24 protein-coding genes are annotated in these 26155 nt (G+C 71.4%); 11 read left to right on the top strand and 13 right to left on the bottom strand.

The window, feature by feature from the left end:
• Positions 1-43: 43 nt before the first annotated feature.
• Entirely contained in the window at positions 44-4192 is a 4149-nt protein-coding gene (locus AB0A63_RS27320; protein ID WP_360396415.1) for a HAMP domain-containing protein, read from the top strand.
• An 86-nt stretch (positions 4193-4278) separates the two neighbouring features.
• Here AB0A63_RS27320 and AB0A63_RS27315 read toward each other — a convergent pair whose 3' ends face one another.
• The gene (locus AB0A63_RS27315) at positions 4279-4647 is read right to left on the bottom strand and encodes an STAS domain-containing protein (RefSeq protein ID WP_360396413.1); all 369 of its coding nucleotides are present in this window, start codon (positions 4645-4647) and stop codon (positions 4279-4281) included.
• Between the two features lie 95 nt (positions 4648-4742).
• Between AB0A63_RS27315 and AB0A63_RS27310 the strand changes: the two genes are divergently transcribed.
• The 3 genes from AB0A63_RS27310 (at position 4743) to AB0A63_RS27300 (ending at position 5804) form a co-directional block, all read left to right on the top strand.
• Positions 4743-5138, top strand: coding sequence for an ATP-binding protein (locus AB0A63_RS27310; RefSeq protein WP_360396411.1), 396 nt, complete (start codon positions 4743-4745; stop codon positions 5136-5138).
• A 20-nt stretch (positions 5139-5158) separates the two neighbouring features.
• Positions 5159-5371 carry a DUF6480 family protein gene (locus AB0A63_RS27305; protein ID WP_360396410.1) on the top strand — a complete coding sequence of 71 codons (213 nt, stop codon included), beginning with the start codon at positions 5159-5161 and terminating at the stop codon, positions 5369-5371.
• Between the two features lie 79 nt (positions 5372-5450).
• Positions 5451-5804 (top strand): STAS domain-containing protein, encoded by a 354-nt coding sequence (locus tag AB0A63_RS27300; RefSeq protein ID WP_360396408.1) that lies wholly within the window; start codon positions 5451-5453, stop codon positions 5802-5804.
• A gap of 7 nt (positions 5805-5811) precedes the next feature.
• On the opposite strand, the gene AB0A63_RS27295 is transcribed toward AB0A63_RS27300, so the two are convergent.
• Complete coding sequence (locus AB0A63_RS27295) at positions 5812-6696, bottom strand: exopolyphosphatase (protein ID WP_360396406.1); 885 nt, start codon at positions 6694-6696, stop codon at positions 5812-5814.
• A gap of 115 nt (positions 6697-6811) precedes the next feature.
• Here AB0A63_RS27295 and AB0A63_RS27290 point away from each other — a divergent pair, with 115 nt between their 5' ends.
• Entirely contained in the window at positions 6812-7789 is a 978-nt protein-coding gene (locus AB0A63_RS27290) for a hypothetical protein (protein WP_360396405.1), read from the top strand.
• Here AB0A63_RS27290 and AB0A63_RS27285 read toward each other — a convergent pair.
• From AB0A63_RS27285 to AB0A63_RS27270, 4 genes are read right to left on the bottom strand one after another with little or no spacing between them, the layout of a single operon-like run.
• Entirely contained in the window at positions 7768-8952 is a 1185-nt protein-coding gene (locus tag AB0A63_RS27285; RefSeq protein ID WP_360396403.1) for an MFS transporter, read from the bottom strand. The two genes, AB0A63_RS27290 and AB0A63_RS27285, sit on opposite strands and share 22 nt — an antisense overlap.
• A complete protein-coding gene (locus tag AB0A63_RS27280; RefSeq protein ID WP_360396402.1) occupies positions 8952-10604 on the bottom strand; it encodes a DUF4910 domain-containing protein in 1653 nt (550 codons plus the stop codon). The genes AB0A63_RS27285 and AB0A63_RS27280 overlap by 1 nt, the downstream gene beginning before the upstream one ends.
• Positions 10601-12328 (bottom strand): aminotransferase class I/II-fold pyridoxal phosphate-dependent enzyme, encoded by a 1728-nt coding sequence (locus tag AB0A63_RS27275; protein ID WP_360396400.1) that lies wholly within the window; start codon positions 12326-12328, stop codon positions 10601-10603. Before AB0A63_RS27275 ends, AB0A63_RS27280 begins: the two co-directional genes overlap by 4 nt.
• Positions 12321-13520, bottom strand: coding sequence for a hypothetical protein (locus AB0A63_RS27270; RefSeq protein WP_360396398.1), 1200 nt, complete (start codon positions 13518-13520; stop codon positions 12321-12323). The genes AB0A63_RS27275 and AB0A63_RS27270 overlap by 8 nt, the downstream gene beginning before the upstream one ends.
• Positions 13521-13651: 131 nt before the next feature.
• On the opposite strand from AB0A63_RS27270, the gene AB0A63_RS27265 reads away from it, so the two are divergent.
• Together AB0A63_RS27265 and AB0A63_RS27260 are read left to right on the top strand one after the other, a co-directional pair.
• Positions 13652-14593 (top strand): GNAT family N-acetyltransferase, encoded by a 942-nt coding sequence (locus AB0A63_RS27265; protein WP_360396396.1) that lies wholly within the window; start codon positions 13652-13654, stop codon positions 14591-14593.
• Entirely contained in the window at positions 14590-15564 is a 975-nt protein-coding gene (locus AB0A63_RS27260; RefSeq protein ID WP_360396394.1) for a hypothetical protein, read from the top strand. Before AB0A63_RS27265 ends, AB0A63_RS27260 begins: the two co-directional genes overlap by 4 nt.
• Here AB0A63_RS27260 and AB0A63_RS27255 read toward each other — a convergent pair.
• The 3 genes from AB0A63_RS27255 to AB0A63_RS27245 all read right to left on the bottom strand — a co-directional run bounded on the left by AB0A63_RS27255 (position 15511) and on the right by AB0A63_RS27245 (position 17616).
• Complete coding sequence (locus AB0A63_RS27255; protein WP_360396393.1) at positions 15511-16233, bottom strand: nucleoside-diphosphate kinase; 723 nt, start codon at positions 16231-16233, stop codon at positions 15511-15513. The genes AB0A63_RS27260 and AB0A63_RS27255 overlap by 54 nt on opposite strands.
• 145 nt (positions 16234-16378) lie before the next feature.
• Complete coding sequence (locus AB0A63_RS27250) at positions 16379-17455, bottom strand: hypothetical protein (RefSeq protein ID WP_360396391.1); 1077 nt, start codon at positions 17453-17455, stop codon at positions 16379-16381.
• A gap of 20 nt (positions 17456-17475) precedes the next feature.
• Positions 17476-17616 (bottom strand): hypothetical protein, encoded by a 141-nt coding sequence (locus AB0A63_RS27245; RefSeq protein WP_154697563.1) that lies wholly within the window; start codon positions 17614-17616, stop codon positions 17476-17478.
• A 176-nt stretch (positions 17617-17792) separates the two neighbouring features.
• On the opposite strand from AB0A63_RS27245, the gene AB0A63_RS27240 reads away from it, so the two are divergent.
• On the top strand, positions 17793-18986 hold the full coding sequence (locus AB0A63_RS27240) for a glucuronyl hydrolase (protein WP_360396389.1): 1194 nt from the start codon (positions 17793-17795) through the stop codon (positions 18984-18986).
• A gap of 62 nt (positions 18987-19048) precedes the next feature.
• Here AB0A63_RS27240 and AB0A63_RS27235 read toward each other — a convergent pair whose 3' ends face one another.
• Entirely contained in the window at positions 19049-19603 is a 555-nt protein-coding gene (locus AB0A63_RS27235; RefSeq protein ID WP_360396387.1) for a hypothetical protein, read from the bottom strand.
• 23 nt (positions 19604-19626) lie between these two features.
• Here AB0A63_RS27235 and AB0A63_RS27230 point away from each other — a divergent pair, with 23 nt between their 5' ends.
• The 3 genes from AB0A63_RS27230 (at position 19627) to AB0A63_RS27220 (ending at position 22737) form a co-directional block, all read left to right on the top strand.
• Positions 19627-20292: a response regulator transcription factor gene (locus AB0A63_RS27230; RefSeq protein ID WP_360396385.1), complete on the top strand. Its 666-nt coding sequence runs from the start codon at positions 19627-19629 to the stop codon at positions 20290-20292.
• Positions 20289-21572, top strand: coding sequence for an ATP-binding protein (locus AB0A63_RS27225; RefSeq protein ID WP_360396383.1), 1284 nt, complete (start codon positions 20289-20291; stop codon positions 21570-21572). Before AB0A63_RS27230 ends, AB0A63_RS27225 begins: the two co-directional genes overlap by 4 nt.
• 655 nt (positions 21573-22227) lie before the next feature.
• Entirely contained in the window at positions 22228-22737 is a 510-nt protein-coding gene (locus AB0A63_RS27220) for an ATP-binding protein (protein ID WP_360396381.1), read from the top strand.
• 185 nt (positions 22738-22922) lie between these two features.
• On the opposite strand, the gene AB0A63_RS27215 is transcribed toward AB0A63_RS27220, so the two are convergent.
• The 3 genes from AB0A63_RS27215 to AB0A63_RS27205 form a co-directional block, all read right to left on the bottom strand.
• The gene (locus AB0A63_RS27215; protein ID WP_360396379.1) at positions 22923-23750 is read right to left on the bottom strand and encodes an extensin family protein; all 828 of its coding nucleotides are present in this window, start codon (positions 23748-23750) and stop codon (positions 22923-22925) included.
• Between the two features lie 150 nt (positions 23751-23900).
• A complete protein-coding gene (locus tag AB0A63_RS27210; RefSeq protein WP_360396377.1) occupies positions 23901-24827 on the bottom strand; it encodes an SRPBCC family protein in 927 nt (308 codons plus the stop codon).
• Between the two features lie 31 nt (positions 24828-24858).
• Positions 24859-26127 (bottom strand): NAD(P)/FAD-dependent oxidoreductase, encoded by a 1269-nt coding sequence (locus tag AB0A63_RS27205; protein ID WP_360396375.1) that lies wholly within the window; start codon positions 26125-26127, stop codon positions 24859-24861.
• Between the last annotated feature and the right edge of the window lie 28 nt (positions 26128-26155).

The following is a 26155-nucleotide window of genomic DNA, read 5'->3' as shown; positions in this document are numbered from 1 at the left end:
CGTGGCAGGCTTGGCTGCGACCACCGAGGCACGGAGGCTTGGAGTGACCACGGCCAACGAAGAGACGGACGCGACCCTCGACCGGGTGCTCTCCGCCATGAGAGACCTGCGGGACGGCAACTTCCGCCGCAGGCTCGTGGTGCCGGGGAACGGGCCCGTGTCGGCTCTCGCGGACGTGTTCAACGAGATCGCGGAGCGCAACCAGTGGCTGGCCGGCGAGCTGGGCCGGGTCCGGCAGGCGGTCGGCCAGGAGGGCAGGCTCACCGAACGGGTGGCGCCCGCGGGCACCGCCGGTGGCTGGTCGCTGATCGCCGACTCGGTGAACGGCCTGGTCGAGGACCTGATGCGGCCGACGACCGAGCTGAGCCGCGTGCTCGCCGCCGTGGCCGAGGGCGACCTGACCAAGCGCATGTCCGACCAGACGCTGCGCGGTGAGTTCGCCACGCTCGGCTCGACGGTCAACGGCCTGGTCGACCAGCTGTCGTCGTTCGCCGACGAGGTCACCCGCGTCGCCCGCGAGGTCGGCACCGACGGCCGCCTGGGCGGTCAGGCGCGGGTTCCCGGCGTCGCCGGGACGTGGCGCGACCTGACCGACAACGTGAACTCGATGGCGAACAACCTGACCAAGCAGGTCCGCAACATCGCCCAGGTGGCGACGGCGGTGGCCAACGGCGACCTGACCCAGAAGATCACGGTCGACGTCTCCGGCGAGATGCTGGAGCTGAAGAACACGCTGAACACGATGGTCGACCAGCTGTCCTCGTTCGCCGACGAGGTCACCCGCGTCGCCCGCGAGGTCGGCACGGACGGCAAGCTCGGCGGTCAGGCGAAGGTGCCGGGCGTGGCGGGCACCTGGCGCGACCTGACCGACAACGTGAACCTCATGGCGGAGAACCTGACGACCCAGGTCCGCAACATCGCCCAGGTCACCACCGCCGTGGCGCAGGGCGACCTGACGCAGAAGATCACCGTCGACGCGCGCGGCGAGATCCTGGAGCTCAAGTCGACGATCAACACGATGGTCGACCAGCTGTCCTCGTTCGCCGACGAGGTCACCCGCGTGGCCCGCGAGGTCGGTTCGGACGGCCGGCTGGGCGGTCAGGCCCAGGTCCCCGGTGTCGCAGGCACCTGGCGCGACCTGACCGAGTCGGTGAACGTCATGGCGAACAACCTGACGACCCAGGTCCGCAACATCGCCTCGGTGACCACCGCCATCGCGCGCGGCGACCTGACGCAGAAGATCACGATCGACGCGCGCGGCGAGATCCTCGAACTGAAGACCACGATCAACACGATGGTCGGCCAGCTCTCCTCGTTCGCCGAGGAGGTCACCCGCGTCGCCCGCGAGGTCGGCACCGACGGCCGCCTGGGCGGCCAGGCGCAGGTGCCCGGCGTGGCGGGCACGTGGCGCGACCTGACCGACAACGTCAACTTCATGGCGAACAACCTGACCAACCAGGTCCGCAACATCGCGCACGTCGCGACGGCCGTGGCGAACGGCGACCTGTCGCAGAAGATCACGGTCGACGCGCGCGGCGAGATCCTGGAGCTGAAGTCGACGTTGAACACGATGGTCGACCAGCTGTCCTCGTTCGCCGAGGAGGTCACCCGCGTCGCCCGCGAGGTCGGCACAGACGGCCGCCTGGGCGGCCAGGCGCGCGTGCAGGGCGTCGCCGGCACGTGGAAGGACCTGACCGAGAACGTCAACCTGATGGCGGACAACCTCACCGACCAGGTCCGCAACATCGCCGCCGTCGCCACCGCGGTCGCGAACGGCGACCTGTCGAAGAAGATCACCGTCGAGGCGAAGGGCGAGGTCGCGACCCTCGCCGACACGCTGAACGGCATGGTCGACACGCTGCGCGCGTTCGGCGACGAGGTCACCCGCGTGGCCCGCGAGGTCGGCACCGAGGGCATCCTCGGCGGTCAGGCGCGCGTGTCGGGCGTGGCGGGCACGTGGAAGGACCTCACCGACTCGGTGAACTTCATGGCGGACAACCTGACCAACCAGGTCCGCAACATCGCCCAGGTCACCACCGCCGTGGCGCAGGGCGACCTGACGAAGAAGATCGACGTCTCGGCGCGCGGCGAGATCCTGGAGCTGAAGACCACGATCAACACGATGGTCGACCAGCTGTCGTCGTTCGCCGACGAGGTCACCCGCGTCGCCCGGGAGGTCGGCACCGAGGGCAAGCTGGGCGGTCAGGCCGAGGTCGACGGCGTGGCCGGCACGTGGTCGAAGCTGACCGACAACGTGAACCAGCTGGCCTCGAACCTCACGACCCAGGTCCGCGCGATCGCCGCCGTCGCCACCGCCGTGACCGCGGGCGACCTGACCAGGCAGATCACCGTGGACGCGTCCGGCGAGCTGGCCGAGCTCAAGGACAACGTCAACCAGATGATCGCGAACCTGAAGGAGACCACCCGCGCGAACCGCGAGCAGTACTGGCTGAAGACGAACCTGGCCAGGCTGTCCGGCCTGATGCAGGGCCACCGCGACCTGCGCGCGCTGGCGTCGTTGATCATGAGCGAGCTGACGCCGCTGGTCAGCGCCCACCAGGGCGCGTTCTACCAGCTCCAGGAGGACGACGACAGCAAGCAGACGCTGGAGCTGACCGCCTCCTACGGCTTCCGCCTCGACGCCGCCCGCGCGACCCGCGTGGAGATGGGCGAGTCGCTCGTCGGCCAGTCCGCGTTCGAGAAGAAGACGATCCTGGTCACCAAGGTCCCCGCCGGCTACCTGACGGTGTCCTCCGCGCTGGGCTCGTCGGCACCGGTGAACCTGGTCATCCTGCCGGTGCTGTTCCAGGGCGAGACCCTGGGCGTGATCGAGCTGGCCTCGCTGAACGAGTTCTCCGACGTCCACCTGGACCTGCTGGACCAGCTGAAGGAGAACATCGGCGTCAACGTGAACACGATGCTCGCCAACTCCCGCACCGACGCCCTGCTCGTCGAGTCGCAGCGCCTGACCACCGAGCTGCGCGCCGGTTCCGAGGAGCTGGAGGACCGCGCCCGCCAGCTCCAGACGGCCTCGAAGTACAAGTCCGAGTTCATGGCGAACATGTCGCACGAGCTGCGCACGCCGCTGAACTCACTGCTGATCCTGGCCAAGCTGCTGGCCGACAACCTCGACGGCAACCTGAACCCGAAGCAGGTCGAGTTCGCCCGCACGATCCACTCGTCGGGCTCGGACCTGCTGCAGCTCATCAACGACATCCTCGACCTGACCAAGGTCGAGGCCGGCCACATGACGCTGCACGAGGACCGGGTGCGCCTCGACGAGCTGGTCCGCTACGTCGAGACGCTCTGCCTGCCGCTGACCGCCGAGAAGCACCTGGAGTTCTCGGTCCGCGTCGACCCGGACGTGCCGGAGACCCTGCGCACCGACGAGCACCGCCTCCAGCAGATCCTGCGGAACCTCCTGTCGAACGCGGTGAAGTTCACCCACGACGGTGGCATCCGCCTGCACGTGCGCATGGACGACCCCTCGACCGTGGCGTTCGACGTGCACGACACGGGCATCGGCATCCCCGCGGAGAAGCTGGCCGTCATCTTCGAGGCGTTCCAGCAGGCCGACGGCACCACGTCCCGCAAGTACGGCGGCACCGGCCTGGGCCTGTCCATCAGCCGCGAGCTGTCCCAGCTCCTCAACGGTGCCCTGCGCGTGCGCTCGGAGCCGGGCATCGGCTCGACGTTCACCCTCTGCCTGCCGCTGGGCAAGGTCGTGTCGGACGCGGTCGTCCTGCCCGAACCCGCGCCGATCGTGGCGCCGGCCGCGCCGCTGGCCCCGTCCGACTCGATGCGCTTCCACGGCGAGAAGGTCCTGGTCGTGGACGACGACCTGCGCAACGTCTTCGCCCTGACGTCCGTGCTGGAGCTGCACGGCCTGGAAGCGATCTTCGCCGACAACGGCATCACCGGCGTGCGCGCGCTGGAGCAGTACGACGACGTGGCGATCGTCCTGATGGACATCATGATGCCCGAGCTGGACGGCAACGCCACGATTTCCGCCATCCGGGCGATGGAGCGCTACGCGGACCTGCCTGTGATCGCTGTCACGGCGAAGGCGATGAAGGGCGACCGGGAGAAGTCGCTGGCCTCCGGTGCCACCGACTACGTGACGAAGCCGGTGGACACCGAGCACCTGATCCGGTTGATCGCGTACTACCTGGGGGTGTCCGGGGAGGTGTGAGCGCGGAGCCCGGCCGGGGTGGTCTCACCCGTGACAGCACCCCGGGTGGGCTCGCGTTCAGCCCACCCGCGCTGGAGCGGACGCCGCTAGAGGGCGCTCTCCACGGACTCCTGCACCGCCGCGTCCACGCTCTCGTGCAGGCTCAGCACCCCGGCGACGTCGGCCAGCGTGAACAACCGCAGCACGGGCGCCTGAACAGCGGCGATCCGCAGCTGACCGCCGGACTCGGCGAGCCGCCGGTGCCAGTCGAGCACGAGCGCGAGCCCGGTCGAGTCCATGAACTGCAGCAGCTCCAGGTCGAGCACCGCGTGCTTCCCGGTCACGTCCGCGTCCATCCGCGCGGACAGCACGGGGACGGTGTCGATGTCCAGCTCACCGGCGACGGCGAGCACCCGCCACCCCCGCTGGACCTCGCTGCCGACGTTGAGCTCCATCGTCGCCGTTCCTTCCGCCACGCCCGACTCGTGCGACCCAAATCGTGCAGCACGACGTCCACCCGTGCGACCACCGGGGGGCTGAAAGATCCGGACGACCCACCGGATGTGCGACGATGCGCCCTGTGTTGAACGACCCACTGGCAGAGGTGCGGGTGACCCTGACCGCCGAGGGCGGGTCGTGTGCGCGCGCACGTCAGGTCGTACGGGAGGCCGCGACCTCCTGGGGACTGTCGGAGGACCTGTCCGACGACGCGCAGCTGATCGTCACGGAACTGGTGTCGAACGGCATCGACCACGGCAAGGGACCGATCACGCTGACGGTGACGCGGCGTGCGGCGGGGATGCTGGTCGAGGTGCACGACCTGTCGGAGCGGCTGCCGCAGATGCGTCCGGTGGACCCGACCAGTGCGCGCGGGCGCGGCATGCAGCTCGTGCAGGCGTTGAGCGTGCGCTGGGGGACGACACCCGATGGTGGCGGCAAAGTCGTCTGGGCGGAGTTGGAAGACTGAAAACGGGTACCTGTGCCCCTATGACCGCTGACCCAGAACGCACACCTGGACTCGAACCCGGCGGAGGGGTGCAACCGGGTGACACACCCCCGGAGGCCGGGCAGACCTCGGGGCTGTCCCACCAGGAGGCGACGCCGCCGCGCAACCTCGGGCGGATCGCCGTGATCGTCATCATCGCCTTCGCGGTGCTGGTGGCCGCGATGCTGCTGGTCAGGGCCTTCCTGCTCACCTGAGCGGCGCGGTGGGGGGACCCCGTCCGGGTTGTGGGTGTCGTGGGAGGGCGCGTACGGTCGGTGCGGACGGGAGTCCCCTATGAACCAACTTCAACAGCGAACGACCTATGTCCAGTCCATCCCGGTCGTCTCTCTCACCGGCGAGATAGACATGATGTCGTCAGCGCCGGTGACCAGCAGGATCGCCGCTCTGCTCGACCGCAGGCCGCCCGCGCTGGTCATCGATCTGCGCGAGGTCCGCTTCTTCGGCTCCGAAGGCATCCGCACGCTCGTGGAGACCCAGAACACGGCCGACGAGTTCGGCATCCGGTTCGGAGTCGTGAGCAACAGCAGGGCTGTGCTGCAGCCCCTCGAAGTGACCGCGGTCGACCAGTTGCTGCTCATCTTCGGCAGCGTCGACAACGCCGTGACCGCTCTGGTCAACACCCGCTGAGGGCGGGTCAGGCGGCCGGTGTGACGCGGCGCGACCGTTCGACCAGGTCCAGCAGCAGACCCTCCTTGGTGGACCACGGCGAGATGTCCACGACGTCATGTCCGGTGGCGCGCATCAACGCCTCGGCCACCACCGCCCCCGCGAGCGACTGCCGCGCGCGGTGCCGGGAGATCCCCGGCAGCGCGGCACGTTCCCGCACGGAGAGCTTGGCCAGCCGGGGGATCCACTTCTCCAGGTCCTTGGCCCGCAGCTGCCGCGTCGCGGAGGACGCCGACCGCCGGTCGCCCGCGAGCCGGGCGAGCTGCTGGAACACCTTGGAACACCCGATCGCGCGAGCGCCGTCGTAGCGCGGGAACACCGCCTCGATGCGCTCGCGCACCTCTTCCCGCATGTCCTCCACCGCGAGGCCGGAGCGGGTCAAAGTCCTTGCCCCCAAAGGCAAGGAGATCGCGAATTCGGGTTCGGCGCCGTCACCGGCGGCGAGCTCGACCGTGCCGCCGCCGACGTCGAGCACGACGAGCGGGCCGGCGCCCCAGCCGAACCAGTGCCGCGAGGCCGCGTACGACAGCCGGGCTTCTTCCTTGCCCGACAACACCTTCAGCTCCACGCCGGTGCGGCGCGACACCTTGCGCATCACCTCGCCGGCGTTCGCGGAGTCGCGCACGCACGAGGTGGCGAACGGCAGGAACGGCGTGTCCCCCGCGGCCTTGCGGGCGGCCTGCACGGCCTCGCACAGCGAGTCGATCCCGGCCGGGCTGATGGCGCCCTCCGCGCTCAGCTCGCGGTCGAGCCGCAGCCGGACCTTGTGGGACACCAGCGGACGCGTCAGGTCACGTTCCACGACCACCAGGTGTGCGCTGAAGCACCCGACGTCCAGAACCCCGACCGCCATCCGCCCGCCTTCCCTCACCCGTAAAGGACCTCTTTACCGCATCCGGCTCGAATACCCGAACTTTTAGCGCCCAACCGCGCAAAAGTCACCCGATGACGTGCGTTACAGTGCTGCGATGTCATTGGCAGAGGTGCCTTCCCGGCTCGACGACGCGGTGCGCAGCGCGGACAGGGGCGTCATCGTCCTCGCCGTGGACGGGCTCTCATCGGACGTGGCCGGACAGACGTGGCTCGAAGCCGAGATCACCACGCTCACCTCCACGCTGCCGTCGACGTCGGCGACGGCCTGGCTGACGGCGCTGACCGGTGCCGCCGCCGACGTGCACCGCGTTCCGGGAACGGTGTACCGCAACGGTTCCGGCCTGGTGCACGCCATCACCGGCGCACCGTCGATCCCGTCGCTGCCGACCGTGCTGGAACGCCACGGCGCCGCGGTCCTGGCGCGGGAGATCGACCTGCTGACCGGCACCTGGGCGCGGGCGCTGCTGCGGGGGTGCACCCGGATACCCGCGCCCGCACAGCACAAGCTCACCGCGCAGGCGGAGGACCCACCGCTGCTCGTCGCGAACGTCGTGGCGGACCTGGACAAGGTCTCGGCCGACCACGGCTTCCTGTGGACCTACGTCAACATCGACGACCACGTGCACCGCAACGGGTACGACGAGTCGGTGCACGAGGCGATGCTGCGTCTGGACGCACACGCTTCCCGTTGGGCCGCAGCGGGTTGGACCGTCGTCGCGCATTCGGACCACGGCCAGGTCCCGGTCGCGGCCGACCCCGATCTCGTCGAGGCGTGGGACGCGATCGTCCGCGAGGAGTGCGCGATCCCGTCCGGCGGGGCGGGCCGGATGCGCTGGCTGTACCCGAGGCCGGACCGGCTGGAGGCCGTTTTCGACCGCGTGGCAACGACCCTGGGGGACGCGGCGACCGTGCACCACGCGTCCGACCTCGGCCTGCCGCAGCCGGAGGCGGGCCCGGTGGTGGCCGTGGCGGCGTCGCCGGCGTTCCCGGTGCCCGACCCGTCCGCGCGCTTCGAGCACGGCGGTGTGAGCCGCGACGAGGTCGAGGTGCCCTACGCCGTCTGGCGCACCTGATCGCGGATGCGCAGCACCACGAGCCCGACGACGACGAACACCGCCGCCTGCACGACGTAGATCGCGAAGTACCCGACCGCGCTGATGACCACGGTGGCGACGCCGATCGCCACCGTGTACGGCAGGTCCACCATCGCCTCGGACGCCGCGATGGCCCGTCCCTGCACCTCGTTCGGGGTCCTGCGCTGCACCAGGGTCATCGCGGCGACGAGGATCATCGGCAGTCCCAGCCCGATCAGCACCGCGCCCGCGCACACGCCGGTCAGGGTCGTGGTGGCCGCGAGCCCCAGCCCCAGGCCGTTCAGCAGGAACCCGATGGCCGCGGTCACGAACTCCCCGCGCCGCCGCATCAACCGGCCGACCGCCACCGCGCCGAGCACCGCCCCGGCGCCCTGCACGGACCCGAGCACCCCGAGGAACTCCGGTGGCCGGCCGAGGCCCGCGGTCACGAGGTCGAACACCGCGACGTTGAGCATCCCGGCGCCGGTGAACGCCACCGCGCCCGCGATCACCATCTGCCGCAACGCCGGGGTGGCCCAGATGTGCCGCACCCCGGCGAGCAGGGCGGGCACGATCGGTTCCCGCTCCGGTGTCCTGGTCAGGTCGGGAACACCGCGCAACAGCAGCAGCGACACGATCGACGCCAGGTACGTCACGGCGTCCAGGGCGGCCACCGCCGACCCGCCGAACGCCGCGAACACCGCCGCACCGGCCAGCGGTCCCACGATCCGCAGCCCCTGGTTCAGCGCGCCGAACACCGAGTTGACGTCGCCGAGCTCGTCCTCGGTGACCATCGAGTGCACGAGCCCGCCGCGGGCCGCCCGGTAGACCTGGGCCGACACCCCGTACCCGAGGGTGACCACGTAGATGAGCCACACCGACGGCCAGAACACCAGCAGACCCACCAGCACGCAGGCGCCGAGGTCCGCCCAGATCAGCACCGTCCTGCGCGGGAACCGGTCCACCAGCAGCCCGATGAACGGCGCGCACAGCGTCGGCACGGCGATCAGGAAGAAGATCACCCCGGCCGCGCCGCTGGACCCGGTCAGCTCCAGCACCCAGATGCCCAGCGCGATCACGAGGGCGGTGTTGCCGAACATGTTCAGCACCTGCCCGACGAACAGCACCCGCAGCCGCCGGTCCCTCAGCACCTTGCGCCACATCACGACTCCCCCGCCCATCCCGCGGCACACAGCACGTCGAGGAACCGCTGCGCGAACGCGACCGGAACCGTCAGCTCCGAGGCCAGCGCCGCCCACCACCCCACCGAGTACCGCGACCGCCGCCCGTCGATCCCCCGCGCCAGCGCCGACATCCGCGCGTAGGCACCGCCGCGGTCCTCGGCGATGCGCGCGTCCAGCCAGGCACGGTCCTGCTGAGAACAGTCCTCCGCCAGCGCGCGGAGGTTGAACGGCCCGTCCCAGAACGCCACCACGCCACCGCTGCGCGGCTCGCCGGAGGTCGGTGGCTGCCGCAGCGACGCCACGGTCGCCTGGGCCACGGCCCTGCGGTGCGCGAGCCGGCGTGCGGCCGCCGTCGTCGCCCACGGGTCGTAGACGGGTTCGTCCCACTCCAGCTGCCGCCGCGGTGCCGCACCGGCCAGCCCGCCCGCCACGTAGGCCGCCGCCCACGCGGAGGTCGCGTCCGCGACGTCGGCCTTGAGCGAGCCATCATCAACCCGAATGGCACCGATCACCGCGGCCGCGAGCGCGGTGGTCCGGCGCAGCTCGTCGGCCGACACCTTGTCGAACGTGTCGGACGCGGTGTGGTTGAACCGGTCCGGCCAGTGGTTGAGGCCGACGTTCGGGCACGGCACCAGCGCGTGGTCCGAGGCACCGACGTGCGGCACCGACCGCCACGACCACACGTCGCACGGCACGGCCCCGCTGTAGGACCGCGTTCCCGGCATCAGCGCGGCCACCCGTTCGGCCAGCGCCGTGACGTACGAGGGTTTCTCGTCCGGTGACCGTTCGATCACCAGCGGCCCGCCGCACAGCGCCTGGTCCTCCCCGGCCATGTCGACGTTGACCGCGACCGCCGGCACCGGCGCGTCCTGCAGGTAGGCGGCCGTGCCCACGAACTCCGGTCCCCACACGAACCGCACCGGCGCACCGGCCGTCTCGCGCAGCAGCGACGCGACCGCCATCAACGCCGCCACACCGGAGGCGTTGTCGTTGGCGCTGGGCCGCGGGTGGCACAGGTGGGCGGTGAGCAGCAGCTCCGGTCCCGTTCCCGGGAGGAGCCCGGACACCACCGGCATCTGCACCGGCTCGCCCAGCTCGACCGAGACCCGCGCGTGCCCTGCCTGCCGCAGGACCGCGAGCTGCTCCTCGTCGACGCAGAACGCGACCAGCGGGCTGTGCGGGGGCAGCTCGACCCGCCCGGCCCGCGTGACGAAGCCGAAGACCCCGCGGCGGGCCAGCTCGTGCGGTGAGAGCTCCGGTGCCAGCACCAGCGCCCCCGGCCGGGTCTCCGCGCTCACCGGCACCGTGCGGCCCGCGCAGGCGGCCGAGAACGCCCCGAGCGCGTACGGCTGGTCCGGGTACGACACGAGCGCGGTGCCGCCGACCTCCAGGGTCGCCGACACCGGGGTCCACGCCGGCGGCCCGCGGAAGGTCCACCACCGGCTCTCCGGCCGGTGCTGGCGCACCTCGACGTCGCGCAGCGGCACCCGGTCCGCCACGTACTCCGCCGCCGCCTGCAGCCCGGCCGACACCTGGTACCGGTCGAACTCGCACAGCGCCTTCACGTCGGTCATCGCCGCCTCGGCGTCGAAGCCGCGGTGCAGCGCGTCCACCAGCTCCTGCAACCTCACCCGAACACCGCCTCGCGCCGCTGCTGCGACAACGGCACCGACAGCCTGATGCCGTCCGGCAGCACCTTGCCCTGCAGACCGCGTTCCTTGAGCCAGACCTCGGCCGACAACGGCACGCGCACCCACGGCACCCGCGGGTCGCCGGGTGCCACGTCGGGCAGGAGGTCCACGAACGACGGCTTCACCGCCCTGATCCGGTCCCGCAGCGGCCGCAGCACGTCCCCCTGTTCCAGCAGGGCGAGCGCCAGGTCCAGCGACAGCGCCGACACGGCCAGCGGTGCGGCGACCTCCCGCACCCTGGACGCGATGTCCCTGGACGCCAGCGCGAACCCGACCCGCAGCCCGCCGCAGCAGTAGCCCTTCGACATGCTCCTGATGACGACGAGCCCGCGGCGGTGCGGCAGCAACCGCACCGCGCTGTCGTGCGGTTCCAGGTACGCGGCACACGTCTCGTCGACGATGAGGACGTCGGCCTCGATCTCACCGATCTCGTCGAGCCCCATGACCTCACCGGAGACGCCGGGCCGGTCCACCACGACCACGGCGGAGCCCTCCGGAGCCCCGATCGCGGCAGCGGCGAGCGCGAACTCGGGGTGCCCGGCGCAGGTGAAGCCGTCGACCGCCAGCGCGGCCAGCGACCGCAGCAACCCCGTCGCACCCGCACCGCAGGTGACCTGCTCCGGTTCCAGGAACATCCCGAAGTACCGCTGCAGCACCGGTGCCGCCTTCGCACCGTACGGGTCGGCCACGTCGTAGCGGCGCGCCCGTTCCGCCACACCGCCCAGCGCCGCCCACGCCCGGTCGATGGCGGGTTGGACGAACTCCACCTCGTCCGGTGCCCACCGCAGGTCGACCCCCTCCGCCGCCCCGCGGTGCCCCTCCAGCGCCGACACCCGAGCGGTGGCGACGAACTGGACGTACCGCGTGTCCGCGGTGACCGGGGCACCCCTGGTGAAGTCCGCGTCCACGTGCTCGACGACGAACCCGGCCCGGTCGAGCAGCGAGGCGACCTCCGGCGGGTGGTACAGCCGCACGTCGTCGTGCAGCACGCACGACGACCCGTCGGGCCGTTCGACGCGCACCTCTCCCCCGCTGCGCCCGGTGAGCGGGTCGAAGCGGCGGTGGAACGTGAACGTGTGGCCGTCGACCTCCGCCACCGCGTGGTCCCGGTAGCCGCGCAGGATCGCCGTGGCGTTGGAGTGGTCGAGCACCAGCACCCCGCCTGGCCTCAGCACCGACCGCACCCGCCGCAGCAACCGCACCTGGTCCGCGTCACCGCCCCACCCGAACGCCTGCACGCACACGACGGCGTCGAACCCTGGATCGATCCCGCGTGGCGGGCCCCCAGGGGGTGCACTTGGTCCGTCGGAACCCGGCCCAGCGGAGTTCGACCCAGCGGAGTTCGACCCAGCGGAACCCGACCCCGAGGCACCCAGGCCCGCGAAGTCCGGCCAGGCCCCCGTCAGGTCGGCCGCCACGAAGACCCCCGGCCCGCGCCGGGCCTGGTCGACCGCCCACTCCGACACGTCGACCCCGACCACGTCGAACCCGGCGCGCGCCAGCCCGTGCGCGTGCCGACCCACCCCGCACCCGAGGTCGAGGACCCGCCCACCGGCCGGCAGCACCGACGTGAGGTAGGCGACCTCGGCGGCGGTGCGGGCCGGCGAGTACTCGGCGGCGGCGAAGACCCAGTAGTCCCGCGTGAAGAACGGGTGCTCACGCAAAGTTGAGTTCCCGGCGCGCGAAGAAGTCGCAGACGTCGCACACGTCGGAGGCGTTCTGCATGCCCTCCTGCAGCAGGTAGACGCCGCCGCAGTAGCGGCACTTGGCCTCCACCATCGGGAACATGTACCGCTGCATGTTCTCGAACGCCGAGAACAGGTAGTAGTCCACGCCCGGCCACAGGTCGAACAGGTGGTCCGTCACCGCGTACGACATCGACCGCTCGTCCGGTCCCGTGGTGAAGCGGCCCGGTGTGCCCTGCCGGTTCAGCTCGGGCGCGACCAGCTCCAGGTACAGCGTCAGCTCCTTCTTCGTGATGCGGTACAACGGGAACACGTACCGCAGGCCGCCGATCTCGCGCGCCGGGATGCCGCCCATCCGGAAACCGGTCGTGTACCAGGTGACCATGGAGGCCACGAGGTCGTCGGCGTTGAAGCCGAACGCCACCGTCGAGGCGCCGCGGGCACGGGCGTCCTCCTCCAGCATCCGCCGCAACACCTGGTGGCCGATCACCATCGTCAGGTGCGCGCCGTCGCCGGCGACGACCTCGTTCATGGCCTCCACGAACGGTTTGCGCAGCCGGAACACCCGCTCGACGTCCTCGGCGGTCACGATCACCTGGTCGATGCCGAGCCGTGCGCCGGACTCGCGGGCCGCGGCGAACGTCGCCGGTTCCTCCCAGTCCGGCAGGCCGGTGATCGTCACCGCGGTCATGTCGACCGCGGGCAGCCGGTCGCGGGTCCGCTCCAGCAGCGTCAGGTACGCCACGCTGTCCCGTCCGCCGGACAGGCCGATGACGACGCGTTCACCGGCGTTCAGCACGTAGCTCTGGACGAACGCCTCCTCGACGTACTGCACGAACGAGTCGGCGTCCAGCTGCTCGCACCGGTGTTCCAGCGAACCGTTGGTGTCGAACATGACCTTCTTGGTGTAGACCGGGTTCGGCGTGCCGTAGACGACGGTCTTGGGGCGGCGCGCCACGTCCAGGTCGTAGAAGCGGACCTGCCGCACCTGCACCACGTCGTCCGCGCCGATCACGACGGTGTCCTCGGCGACGATCTCGCCGTTGACCGACGTGAGCACCGCGTTGACCGGAATCCCGTGCCGGCGCAACACGTCCGGCAGCGGCTGGCCGGGGGAGGCAGCGAGCTCCTCGGTCGTGCCCAGCTTCGTCAGGAAGTACACCGATGCCATCTCGATCTCCTCGTTCGCCCTGGCACAGGTCGTAGAGTATGGGCGTGCCGAAACCACCTGCGTCAACGTCGATGCGCGTCGAGTTTTCCCGCTCCATAAGGGAATTCGATGCTGCCGATTGGGATGCGGTGGTGCACGCGGCCGGAGCGCCGGTGTTCTACGAGCACGCGTACCTCGACGCCTACGAGCAGGCACCGCTGACGGCCATCGACGCCTTCGCCTACCTGGTGGTGCGGCGCGGCGAGCAGGCGGTCGCGGTGAACCCGATGTACCTCCAGACGGCGGCGGACCCGCTGGGCTGCCTGTACACCGCCTACCCGGAGGCCCGCGACCAGCCCGCGCTGCTCAGCCACACCTGGCACTGCTACGACGCGCACGTGCCGTCCACGATCGGCATCGACGTGGTGCCGACGGTCATCAACGCCATGCTGCGCACCGCGTCGCTGTTCCGCGCGCAGTGGTGCGGGTTCGTGAACGTGCGGCGCGGCAGCGAGTTCGGCCAGGAGCTGCGGGCGAACGGCCTGCCCGCGCGGCACCTGGTCGACCGGTGGGCGGCCGACCTGACCGGTGTCACCGACTACGAGCACTACCTGTCCCGGCTGGGTGAACGGGCGCGGGCGAACCTGCGGCGCAACGAGCGCAGGGCGCGCGAGGCCGGTGTCACGACGGAGGTCCTGCCGGTGACGTCGGCGTCGCTCGACGAGATCACGCCGTTGTGCGGCCGGACAGCGGCCCGGTTCGAGAACGGCGGTTTCTACCCCGAGGGCACGTTCGCGAAGTTCGTGCTGGCGCTGGGCGAGCGCGCGCACGTGATCGAGGTGCGCCAGCGCGGCCGGCTCGTCGCGGCCGGTGTCTGCCTCACCGACGCGACGCGGTTCCACACCTGGACGTGCGGTGTCGACTACTCGGTGGACGGCAACCACAGCCCGTACGGGGTGCTGTTCGCCGAGTCGGTGCGGCTCGCGCTCGCCCTGGGCAAACCGGTGCTGGAAGGCGGGCGCAGCAACGCCGTCTTCAAGCAGCGGCACGGGTTGGGCCCGTGCCACCTCGACGGCGTGCTGCTGCGCGCATGAGCATCCTCACCACTCCCACGTGGATCGCCGTGATGGGCGGCCGGCTGCCCCCGCCGGTTCCGCTGCGCGCCGACGGGGTCGAGGCGCACGCGTTCGTCCAGCACGAGCCGCTGCCCACCGAGTTCTTCGACCTGGGGTACGCGCTGGCCGGACCGGCGTCCGCGCTGCCGATCACCCGCGAGCCCATCGACTCGCCGCCGTGGGTGCCGGTGCTGACCGTGATGGTGCCCGGTTACGAGTGCCTGCCCGTCGGTCCGCGCGCCACCGACCCGGAGGCGTTGCACGGCTTGGTCGACGCGGCGCTCGCGCACGACGTCCCGACGACGGCGTTCCTCTACACCCGGCCCGGTCCGCTGGAACCGGTGCTGCGCGAGCGCGGTTTCACGTGCGTGCCGCTGTCGATGACGTGGGACCTGCACCTGCCGGGCACGGGGGTCGCCGACTACCTCGCCGCGTTCCCCCGCAAGCGCCGCAAGGAGATCCGCCGCGAGATGCGGTCCGCCGCGGACGTCCGCCGCGAGGAGCCCGACCTCGACGAGCTCGCCGCGCTGAAGTGCCAGCTCGCGCGGAAGTACCGCGGCAGCGCGGACTTCGCCGCCGAACGCCGCAAGCTCGCCGACCTCGCGGCGATGGACGCGACCACGCTCGTGGCCCGGCCGGACAGCGGCAACGCCGTCGGCTACGCGATGTTCGCCCGCCACGAGGGCGACTGGACCTGCACCTCGGTCGGGTTCGACTACACCGACGACCGCTCGCGGCTGGCCTACTTCGGCACCGCTTTCTACGCGGCCGCGGAGCACGCGTACGCGGAGGGCGTGCGGACCATCGGCTACGGCCAGGGTGCGTGGGCGGCCAAGCGCGGCAGGGGGTGCACGGGTACGCCGCTCAACGGCTGGGTCCGCACCCGCGACCCGGAGCTAGCGCAGGTGCTCCGCCGCAGTGCCGCCACGACGCGGCGCGAAGTGCTGTGAGGTGGCGAGCACCAGCCGTTCCCACGGGTCGATCCGCACGCCGACGGTCGCCGCCAGCGCCGCGGCGTGCTCCACGTCGAGCTCCGGTGTCAGGAAGTCGTGCTCCAGCACCGCTTCCACCGGGTGGCCCGGCGGCTCGTGCCACAGCGCGGCCTCGATCCGCGAGTGCAGCCCGACGAGCACCTCGTCGAACCCGCGCGTCTCCGCGACCCCGCCGCGGGCCAGCGTCTTGAGCACCGGCCGCGGGTCGCCCGTGCCGGCGAAACCGCCGGGCAGGAACGCCGCGCTCTCGCGTGCGGAGTCCGCGGGCGTGTCCGAGCTGTGCATGAGCGCGAGCACCACGTTGATCGTCCCGAGGTCGCCGCGGATCGTGCCGGGGGCGGCCTGGGCGGGGTCGCTGGAGCCCTTGAGGGCCCGCAGCTCCTCGTGCGACCCGCTGACCTCCAGCGCCAGGAACGGGCCGTGGGCGAACAGCCGGTCGACGAGCCGGTAGAGGTAGCCCTTCCAGTGCTTGTCGATGTTCTCGGCGTGGAAGGCGTCCAAACCGGACGGTCGTCGACCGATCAGGTGCCAGCGCAGCGGGGTGAAACCGGCCCCTTCGAGCCGGTCCAGGATCGGGACGCCGAGCTGCCGCGCCACCGCGTCGGGTCCCAGCAGCACGAACACCACAGCGTCCCGACCTCCTAGCGCCGCTTCTTGATCTTCGGCTTGACCGCCTGCTTGTGACCGTGCTTCTTCGCCATCTGGAGTCCTCCTACTTCTTCGTCGGGAGCTTGGGCTTGCGGGAGTTCACGGCCATGACCAACACACCTCCTCAGACGAACTCCTCGGCGGACGACGGCAGTTCGTCGCCGGGAGTCAGCAGGAACCGGGCAACCGGGGTGTCGACCCACGTCAGGTCCCCCCGCCCGCCGACGCGCACGCGGTCGGACCGCCCGTCCACCGGCAGCCCGAAGCACAGCAGCCCCGAGTCGAGCGCCCAGCGGGCACCGACCCGTTCGAACGCCCTGCGCCCGGCTGCGGGCAGCCCGCGGTCCACCATCCGGTGCTGCGCCCTGCGGGCCAGCCCGGCGGTGGACAGCACGCTGCGCACGGCCCGTCCCGCGCGACGCCGACGTGCTCTCACCACGGCGTCACGCGGGACTTGCGGCGACGGTCCCAGTTCTGCGCGCGCGAGCAGCGACGCCAGCTCCGCGTACTCGGGCCACAGGTCGAGCCGGTCCAGCATCCGCTCCACGTCACGGGGTTGCGCCGCCTCGACGAGCAACGCCCCGTCGAGGAGGTCGCGTGCCCGGAACGGCTGCTCGAACCGTTCGAACAGCAGCATCATCAGGTTCTTCACCGGCGCCAGGTCCGGTGTGAGCGTGAGCACCGGCGGCACCGCACCGAGGTCGCCGAGGCTCACGTAGCTCGTCAGCTCCACACCGTAGGGGAGCTGGTAGCGGTCGGGGTGCGGCATCCGGAAGCTCAGCAGCACCTGCAGTGAGTTGTCCACCCTCGTGAACGTGCCGGAGTCGAGCGTCCAGCCGCGTTCGACCAAAGCGGCTGCGACCTCCCACAGCAGTTCGGGTTTTCCAACGTGGTAATCGAGGTCGTTCATGTACCTGACCCAGCCGGCCGGGTAGAGCCGCCCGACCTCCAGGCCCTTGAGCGGAATGATCTCCGGGGAGTCCAGCGAGGCCGCCAGCACCCGGTAGAACGCGACCCGGTCGCGTTGCGCGGCCAGCTCGAAGGCCAGCCCGTCGTTCAGCTCACCCCACGCGGAGCACAGGGTGGCGAGGAACGACGGCTGCTTCTTGCGGGCGAGCCACACCGCCTCCGCCGGGTCGGCGGGTTCTTCGCCGCAGCACACCGCCAAGGCGCGAATCAGCGCATCAGCGTCGAGCTCCACGGCGAAGTCCCCTCAGCCGCTCAGTAGTTGGGCAGGCAGTCGGTGCAGGTGGTGCGGAACTTGGCCACCTGGACGGCCTGTCGGCGGGCGATCATCGCCTGCACCAGCGACGGCGTGAGCACGACCGGCGCGACCGGCTTGCGAACCCGTACCTGTGCCATCTCAAGACCTCCAACTCGATTCGACGCAATCGAGCGTAAGAATCAATTTTTCACACCGTCAATCCCAAGGTTTTCCGTACTGCCCATGCACAACCCGAATACCTCTTGCCGGACCTTGATCGTCTCTGGCAGGGTGGCGCCGGGCGCACGGAATCCGAAAGGGACTGGACGGTCTCGTGAACCTGTCTCGACGCACCCTCCTCGCGTCCGCCGCGACCACCCCGCTGGTCGCCTCCGCAGACACCGGAACGGCCTCCGCCGACCCGGCCCGCCTGCGCGCGGCACTGGACTACGGCCTGGCGAAGCTCCGCGCGGTCGCACCGGGCACCACCTCGTTCCCGGAGATCACCCGCTTCGAGAAGTGGACCCACGTCGCCGACGGCGGCTGGGTCGGCGGCTTCTGGCCGGGCACCCTCTGGCTCGCGCACCTCGACTCCGGCGACCCGCTGTTCCGCACCCTCGCCGAGGCCGCGAACGACCGCCTGGCCCCGCGCCGCCTGGACCCCCGCGACCACGACCTGGGCTTCCTCTTCTCCCCCTCCTGGGTCACGGCGTACCGCCTGACGGGCAACCGGGTCTGGCGCGACGGCGCCGTCGACGCGGCGAACACCCTGACCCGGCGCTACAACGCCACCGGCCGGTTCATCCGCGCCTGGGGCCGCCTCGGCACCCCCGGCAACGCGGGCCGCGTCATCATCGACACGATGATGAACCTCGACCTCCTCGCGTTCGCCACCGAGCAGACCGGCGACCGCGGGTTCATCGACATCGCCACCGCCCACGCCCGCACCACCCAGACCCACTTCGTGCGCGCCGACGGCTCCACCCCGCACGTCTTCGACTTCGACCCGGACACCGGCGCACCCCTGGGCCCCGGCACCGTCCAGGGCTACAGCCCGGCCTCGTGCTGGTCGCGCGGCCAGTCCTGGGGCGTCTACGGCTTCACGACCATGTACCGCCGCACGGGCCTGCGCGAGTTCCGCGACACCGTCCGCAGGATGGCCGACTACGCCCTGTCCGTCCTCACCCCCGACAACGTCCCGGTGTGGGACTACCGCTCCCCCTTGGGCGCCAACGACGTCAAGGACTCCTCCGCGGGCGCGATCCTGGCCTGCGGCCTGCTGGACCTCGCGAAGGCCACCGGCCAGGAGCGCTACCGCCGGCGCGCGCTGCTGATCCTCGACGGTCTCGTCCGCACCTGCCTGACGTCGCAGTCGAGCCGGGCGGAGGCGGTCCTGGCGCGCGGCACCCGCAACCGGCCCTCGGAGGACGGCGTCGAGGTCTCGCTGCCGTACGGCGACTACTACCTGTTCGAGGCGATCCTGCGGGTGCTCCGGCCGGCGCAGATCGCGAAGGCCATCGGCCTGTAACCGTTGCCCCGTTGCGGAGCTGCCGCTCGGGCGGTTCCGCGGCGGGGCAACGTCCGTGCCGCCTACCTCTCGACCACCCGCGCGGTGGGCCCACCCTCCCAAGTGGCCTCCAACCGCGACAACCTCCCCGCCGGGTCCTGGAAGTTCACCACCAACGGCCCACCGGGCTGCTCCACGCCCACCGCCCACCCCTCCGCGGGCGTGGCCGACAGCGCCTGCACCCCGGACGCCCGGAACCGCACCACGACGTCCCCGCCGCGCAGGTGGAACGCGTGCACGTACGACCCGTCCGCCTGCCATTCGCCGGCCGGGAGTTGAGCCGCCGACGCCCGCCCATCCGTAGTACTCGTCGGAACAGCTGACACCGGAGCGGACGAGCGCAGGGGAGGCCTGGTGGTCGTGGTGGCAACAGCGGCGGGAGCGGTAGTGGTGGTGGTCGGCACGGCCACGCTCATCGACTCGAAGGTCGGCATCGGCAGAATCCCGGGCCCACCGGTGGCATCGGCGACGGCGACGGGGGCGGGTTCCATGGCCGACCGGATTCCGAGCCAGGACAGCCCGACGGCCGCCGCGGTCACGACCGCCCACGCGGTCAGGTACCCGATCGACCGTCTCACCGCGACGTCCCTCCGTTAGCGACATGGCATCGGTACTCCTGGTGGAGGACGACTCCGCCGTGCGCGCCGCCATCACACGCGCGCTCACCGACCAGGGCCACGTCGTGCACGGTGTGGCGCTCGCGATCGAGGCGTTGCGCGAAGTCTCCGCGCACGCCTACGACGTCGTGGTCCTCGACCTCGGCCTGCCCGACCTCGACGGTGGTGACGCGCTGCGGATGATCCGGGGCGTCACCGACACGCCCGTCGTCATCGCCACGGCGCGCGACGACGAGCAGGAGATCGTCCGGCTGCTCAACGCCGGTGCCGACGACTACCTGGTCAAACCGTTCTCCAGCGAGCACCTCGGCGCGCGGGTGCAGGCGGTGCTGCGGCGGGCCAAGGACCACCGGCAGCTCAGGGTCGGCGGGCTGGAGGTCGACGTGGACCGCCGCAGGGCCGCTGTGGACGGTCAGGAGCTGTCGCTGACGCACAAGGAGTTCGAGCTGCTCGCGTTCCTCGCGAGCAGGCAGGGCGAGGTCGTGCCGCGCGCGGAGATCCTGCGGCACCTGTGGCCCTCGCACCGCGACGACCAGACGCTCGACGTGCACCTGAGCTGGTTGCGGCGCAAGCTCGGCGAACGGGCCGCCCGGCCGCGGTACCTGCACACGGTGCGCGGTGTCGGCGTGCGCCTGGTCGCACCGAGGTGAGGCGGTCACTGGTGCTCGTCGCTCTCGCGGCGACGAGCATGGTGGCGCTGGCGTTCCTCATCCCGCTCGCGATCGTCGTCAAGGGCGCCGCCCACGACCGCGCGCTCAGCGAGGCGCAGAAGCAGGCCGGTGCCCTCACGCCCGCACTGGTGATCTCGCGTACTCCGCAGGACGTGCGGCAGGCCATCGCGAGCACCCGCTACGGCGGGCAGCAGCGGCTCGCCGTGCACTTCAGCGGACCGGTCACGGTCGGCACCTCGCACATCACCGCGAAGGACCTCGCCGACGCGGTGAGGCAGGCGAGGGCCGGCGTCGCCGAACGCCCGGACGGCGTCGCCTACCTGCAGCCGATCGCCCTGGGCGGCAACGAGATCGCGATCGTCGAGGCGTTCGTGCCCGCGGAGCAGCTCACGCACGGCGTCATGGGCACCTGGCTCGCGCTGGCCGGTGTGGCGGTCGGCCTGGTGGCCGGGTCGGTGCTCGTCGCCGACCGGCTGGGCGCGCGGGCGGTGAAGGCCACGAGGGCGCTCGCGGACGGCGCGCGGCGCATGGGGCACGGCGACCTGTCGGCCCGCGTCCCGGTGCAGGGCCCGCCCGAGCTCAAGGAGGTCGGGCGGGCGTTCAACGCGATGGCCGAACGCGTCCGGCACCTGCTCGCCGCCGAACGCGAGGTGGTCGCCGACCTCTCCCACCGCCTCAGAACACCCCTCACGGCCCTGCTGCTGGACGCGGACACCCTCGGACAGGGGATGGGGGCGGACCGCATCCGCGCGGCCGTGAAGGGGCTTGAGAGAGAGGTCGACGAGATCATCAAGGCGGCCCGGTCGGGTCTCCAGCCGGAGAGCACGGCCGTGGACGCCTCGGGCGTGGTGCGCGACCGGCTGGTGTTCTGGTCCGCGCTCGCCGACGACCAGGACCGGCCGTGGACGGTCAGGGGCGCCGACCGCCCGGCGCTGGTGCCGCTGGCCCGCACCGACCTCACCGCGGCGCTGGACGCGGTGCTGGGCAACGTCTTCCGCCACACGCGGGAGGGCACGCGGTTCGGTGTCGCGCTGGTGCACCAGGCCGACCTGGTGGCGCTGGTGGTCGAGGACGCGGGCCCCGGCATCCGGGACACCGGGCACGCGGTGCTGCGCGGCACCAGCGGTGGCGGGTCCACCGGGCTGGGGCTCGACATCGCCCGCAGGGTCGCGGAGAGCACGGGTGGTTCCCTCCACGTCGACCGCGGGCCTCTGGGTGGTGCACGCGTCCAACTGAGGCTCCGGAGGGTCGTGTCGTGAACACCGCCGGCGGCGCGGACACCGGGACGGGGTCCGCGCCGCCGGCGGGCACCGGCCGGCCGCGCTGCACCGCTGCCGCACCACCGGGTTCCGAGCAGGAGGGAGGAACCGGTGAGCAGTGCGCACGTGCCCTTCCACACCGGTGTGGTGAGGTGGATCTGCCGGGGCTATCGGCGCCAGGTGTGGGGACCGGCGTGTTCAGGTGGTCGAGGTGACCGCTGTGGCGATCACGACCGAAGTTAGCCGACGGCCCGGCACCGCTGATCCACCGTTCAGACGATTAATCCGTTTTAAATATTTTTAAGTGCCGTGATGTCGCCACCACCCCGAAATGGAAATGCGCCCCACGACCAGCGCGACGGCCTGGCACCGTCCCCCCGTCGCCCCGCCGCAGCAGGCGCCCCTCCCGGCACCCGGTACCGGTTCGCCCGGAAGCGATGCCGACTCCCGTTATCACGGAAAGTGATCATGGGGCCCCGCCATTCCCACACTGAGTGAACGACAGGCCTTCTGGTCGTGACTTGAGCGTGACTTTTGACGGACGGGTCAACCGGGCCGTTGCTTCCTCCGTATACCCATGTAGATTCCGGCACACCGCGACGGCCATGTGGGTGTCTGTCGTGGCCTCGCGCGCCGCACGCGAAACGGAGGCAGCATGCAGGCGAACGCCCCGACCGCCCAGGTCGACGACCTGACACTCATCGCGCTGCCCACCGCGGTGAACTGCGCGGACCTGTTCGTCCGGTTCACACTGGGCGAGTGGCGGCTGCGCAACATGGTCGGCGAGTGCTCCGCCGTCGCATGCGCCCTGGTGGAGGCGGCGATCGAGGCCGCGGACCCGAAGACCTCACGGCTGATCACGCTGCGGCTGCGGCTGACCGGCGACTACCTGGTGGTGGAGCTGGAGGCGGCCCGGTTCGTCATGCCGCCCACCTCCCCCGACCTGCGCACCGGTGAGCTGCAGCTCAGCGGTGGCGTGAAGCTGATCTGGTGCGAGATCCCGCTCCCGACCGGCGTGAACGCGACCGCGGTCCCGCTCCCCCGCCGCGAACGCCGCCGCTCGCCGGCCGCGGAGGCGCTGGGCGACGAGCCGGAGGTCGATCCCGAGCTCATCCAGCGGATCCTGTTCGGCCTCGGCGGCCCGGGCGGCAGCGCGCCCAGGTAGGCACTTCCCCACCTCACGGCGAGGGGCGCATCCACGGTGCCGGATGCGCCCCTCGCCGTTTTCCGCGCGGCAATTCCCCAAAAGCTTCCTCGCGCATTCACGAGGTGCGGTGAACGCACCGCTCGTGAATCGAGACCGGCCGACCGCGGAATGTCACGGCAAAGCCGGTCGATGCGGAGCGCGGGTCAGATGTTCTGGTTCGCGAAGCCCTTGGTCGCGATCTTCGACAGCATCGACTGCCACACCGACGAGCTGGTGTGCGGGTCGCCGGTGATGGCGAGCGCCGACTTGAGGCCGGTGAACGCGCTCGTGGTGGCCGGGCCCCAGATGCCGTCGATGGCGAGGCCGGCGCCGCGGAAGTTGTTGCACACGGCCTGGACGAACTTGGTGTCGGACTCGGAGTCCTTGACCGCGCGGACCGGCATGCCGCCGAAGTCGGCGTGGATGTGGTCGGCGTGGTCGGCGTTGTACCAGCCGTCGAGCACGTAGCGGAACCGGCGGCGGCACACGGCCTCGGTGGCCAGGTAGCGCTTGCGGACCGACGCGGTGCCCGACGCGTGGGCCTGGTCGAGCGGGGAGGTGGTGTTGCCGCCGGACCAGCGGACGTGGTCGAGGTCCATGGCGGTGCCGGCGCCGTGCTGGCCCGCCTTGTCGACGTAGAAGCCGGCCGAGACGATGTAGCTGATCGAGCCGTAGCTCGACGACAGGGAGCGCAGGTCGCGGATCCACGCGACGAGCGCGGTGTAGAACGCGTCGGTGCACTGCCAGTTGCGCGCGGTGGTGTTGCCGCGGTTGGAGCGCCAGTAGTAGACGGGCGTGCCGTCGATCTTCTGGAACGTCATCAGCGCGGCGGCGCTGACGTCGGAGGCGCTGAACTCCTCCTCGCGGTGCTGGTCGCCGATCTTCGGGTCGGCGGCCGCGAGGCCCGGTGCGACGGTGGACAGGCCGGCGAGACCGGCGACCGCTGCCGCGCCCGTGACGAAACCGCGCCTGGTGACGTTGTTCTCGAACACCCCAGTTCTCCCTCTGTGCTCAGGCCGGTGCCGCCAGGAGGAAGAGCCTGTCCGTGCAACCGGCCTGAGGGAGTCTAGGGATCGCCCCCGAGCCGGGGAACGCGTCCTGACCTGCGGTTTTCCTTTGCCTTTACCGCTGTGCGCGACGGCTCAGCCGACGTCGCCGAGCACCCGGATCAGCGACCGCTCGGTGTCGCTGCCGAGCTTCTCCAGTGCGAGCTTCGCCACCGGCGCGCCGAGCTTCGCGAGGCCGGTGAGCTCCACGTGCACGTGGTAGCCGACCTTCGTCGTGCCCGGTGTGCCGCCCGCGGTGACCGAGATGTCGTCGACGGTGGTGGCGGTGCCGTTGCGGCCCTCGAACCGCAGCCGGTCCGGGTCGTCCCTGGTCAGCTCGTACACCAGCTCGGTGCGGCGGCCGAGGAACGTGGAGACGTTGCGCCAGCGCGAGCCGACCGCGACGGGGCCGTCGTCCAGCCGCGCGCACGTGACGGTGCCGGGGTCCCACTGCTCGGTGCGGGCGAAGTCGCGCAGGTAGCCGACGACGTTCTCCGGGGAGGCGGCGACGGTGAACGTGCGCTCGACGTCCACTCCCCCGAGGCCGCCGGCGTCGGCGCCGGCGGGCTGCTCCGCGGTGAACACCTTCGGGGCGATCCGGATCCGCTCCCGCTCGACCACGCCCGCCTGGCCCTCCACCCGGCTCAGCAGCCGGTCGAACCGGTCGGTGTCGGCCCCGGGCAACGCGCGCAGCGTCCGCCACAGCGCCGCCTTGCCCTCGACGGCCAGCCGCAGGCCCTCCAGCTCCAGCACGTCGCTCAGCGGTGAGCGGCTCAGCAGCCGGCCGTTGAGCTTGAGCCGCCCCGCCTTCTCCGCCAGCCGGCCGATCGCGGCCCTGGCCGCGCGGGGTTCCACGCCGTAGCCGCGCATCACGTCGAGCAGCTCCTCGCGGTCGGACTCGACGTCGTCGGCGAGCGCCCGCAGCTCGGGCCGGGTGCGGCTGATCCGGCGGGCCAGCTCGGTGCTCGCCACCTCGGCCGTCAGGTGGTCGTTGAGGTAGAGGCCCAGCAGCTCGGTGTTCACGCCAGGGCGGGTACCCGCACCCGCGCCGGCGCTAACTGCCGGTGGACCCGTCCCGCGCCTGCACCGGTTGCAGGATGATCGACTGGGTCCGCCGGCCGGTCACGATGTTCCAGCCCCAGTTCGCGAGCACGGCGATCCGGTTGCGGAAGCCGACGAGGAACGCGATGTGCACCACCGCCCACGCCACCTTGCCGATGACGCCCCTGAGCCGCAGCTTCTTGATGTCCGCGACGGCGTCGGCGGGCGAGATCGTGGCCATGGTGCCGAGGTCGAGGTACTTGAACGGCCGGTGGGTGCGCCCCGTGAGCCGGGCCTTGATCACGCGGGCGACGTGGTGGCCCTCCTGGATCGCGGGCTCGGCGATGCCCGGCAGGTCGTTCAGGTTCGCCATGTCGCCGATCGCGAAGATCTCCGGCGTCACCGAGCAGTCGGCGGGGTCCACCTTGATCCGGCCCTTGCGGTCGAGCTCGGCTCCGGTGGCCTCGGCGATCTTGCGCGACAGCGGTGAGGCCTGCACGCCCGCGGCCCAGATGATCGTGCGCGCCTCGACCCGGTCACCGTCCTTCGTGGTCAGGCCGCGGTCGTCGATCGACTCGACCATGGCACCGGTCATGACCGTGACGCCGAGCTGTTCGAGCTTGGCCCGCGCGTGCTTGCGCAGCGGGTCGGAGAACGGCGGCAGCACGTGCGGCACGGCGTCGAGGAGCGTGATGCTCAGGTCGCGCGGGTCGATCTCGCGGAACTGGCCCTTCAGGGCGCGGCGGGCGAGGTCGGCGAGCTGGCCCGCCAGCTCCACGCCGGTCGGGCCGGCGCCGATGACGGCGAACGACAACCACTCCTTCGGGTCACCGGTGACGGCGTGCTCGAACGACCGCAGCAGCCGTGAGCGGAGGTCGACGGCCTGTTCCAGGGTCTTCATAGGCGGCGCGTGCTCGGCCCACTGGTCGTTGCCGAAGTAGCTGTCGCGGGCACCGGCGGCCACGACCAGCGTGTCGTACGGGACCCGGTGGGCGGTGCCGTCCGCGAGGTCGACGTCGACCAGCCGCTGCTGCGTGTCGAACCCGGTCACCTCGCCCAGCAGCACGTGCGCGTTGCGTTGTTTGCGCAGGATGGCGCGGAACGCGGGCGCGATGTCCCCTGCCGGCAGCAACGCCGTCGCGACCTGGTAGAGCAGCGGCTGGAACAGGTGGTGGTTGGTGCGGTCGATCAGCGTGACCTCGACGTCGGCGTCCTTGAGCCCGCGCACGACGTTCAGGCCGCCGAACCCTCCGCCGACGACGACTACCCGGTGCTTACCCATGCACCCCGCATACCCCGCCACGGCCGCA

The sequence above is a fragment of the Lentzea sp. NPDC042327 genome (genome assembly GCF_040647275.1).
Lineage (GTDB): Bacteria > Actinomycetota > Actinomycetes > Mycobacteriales > Pseudonocardiaceae > Lentzea.
This window is presented reverse-complemented; position numbering and strand designations above follow the sequence as displayed.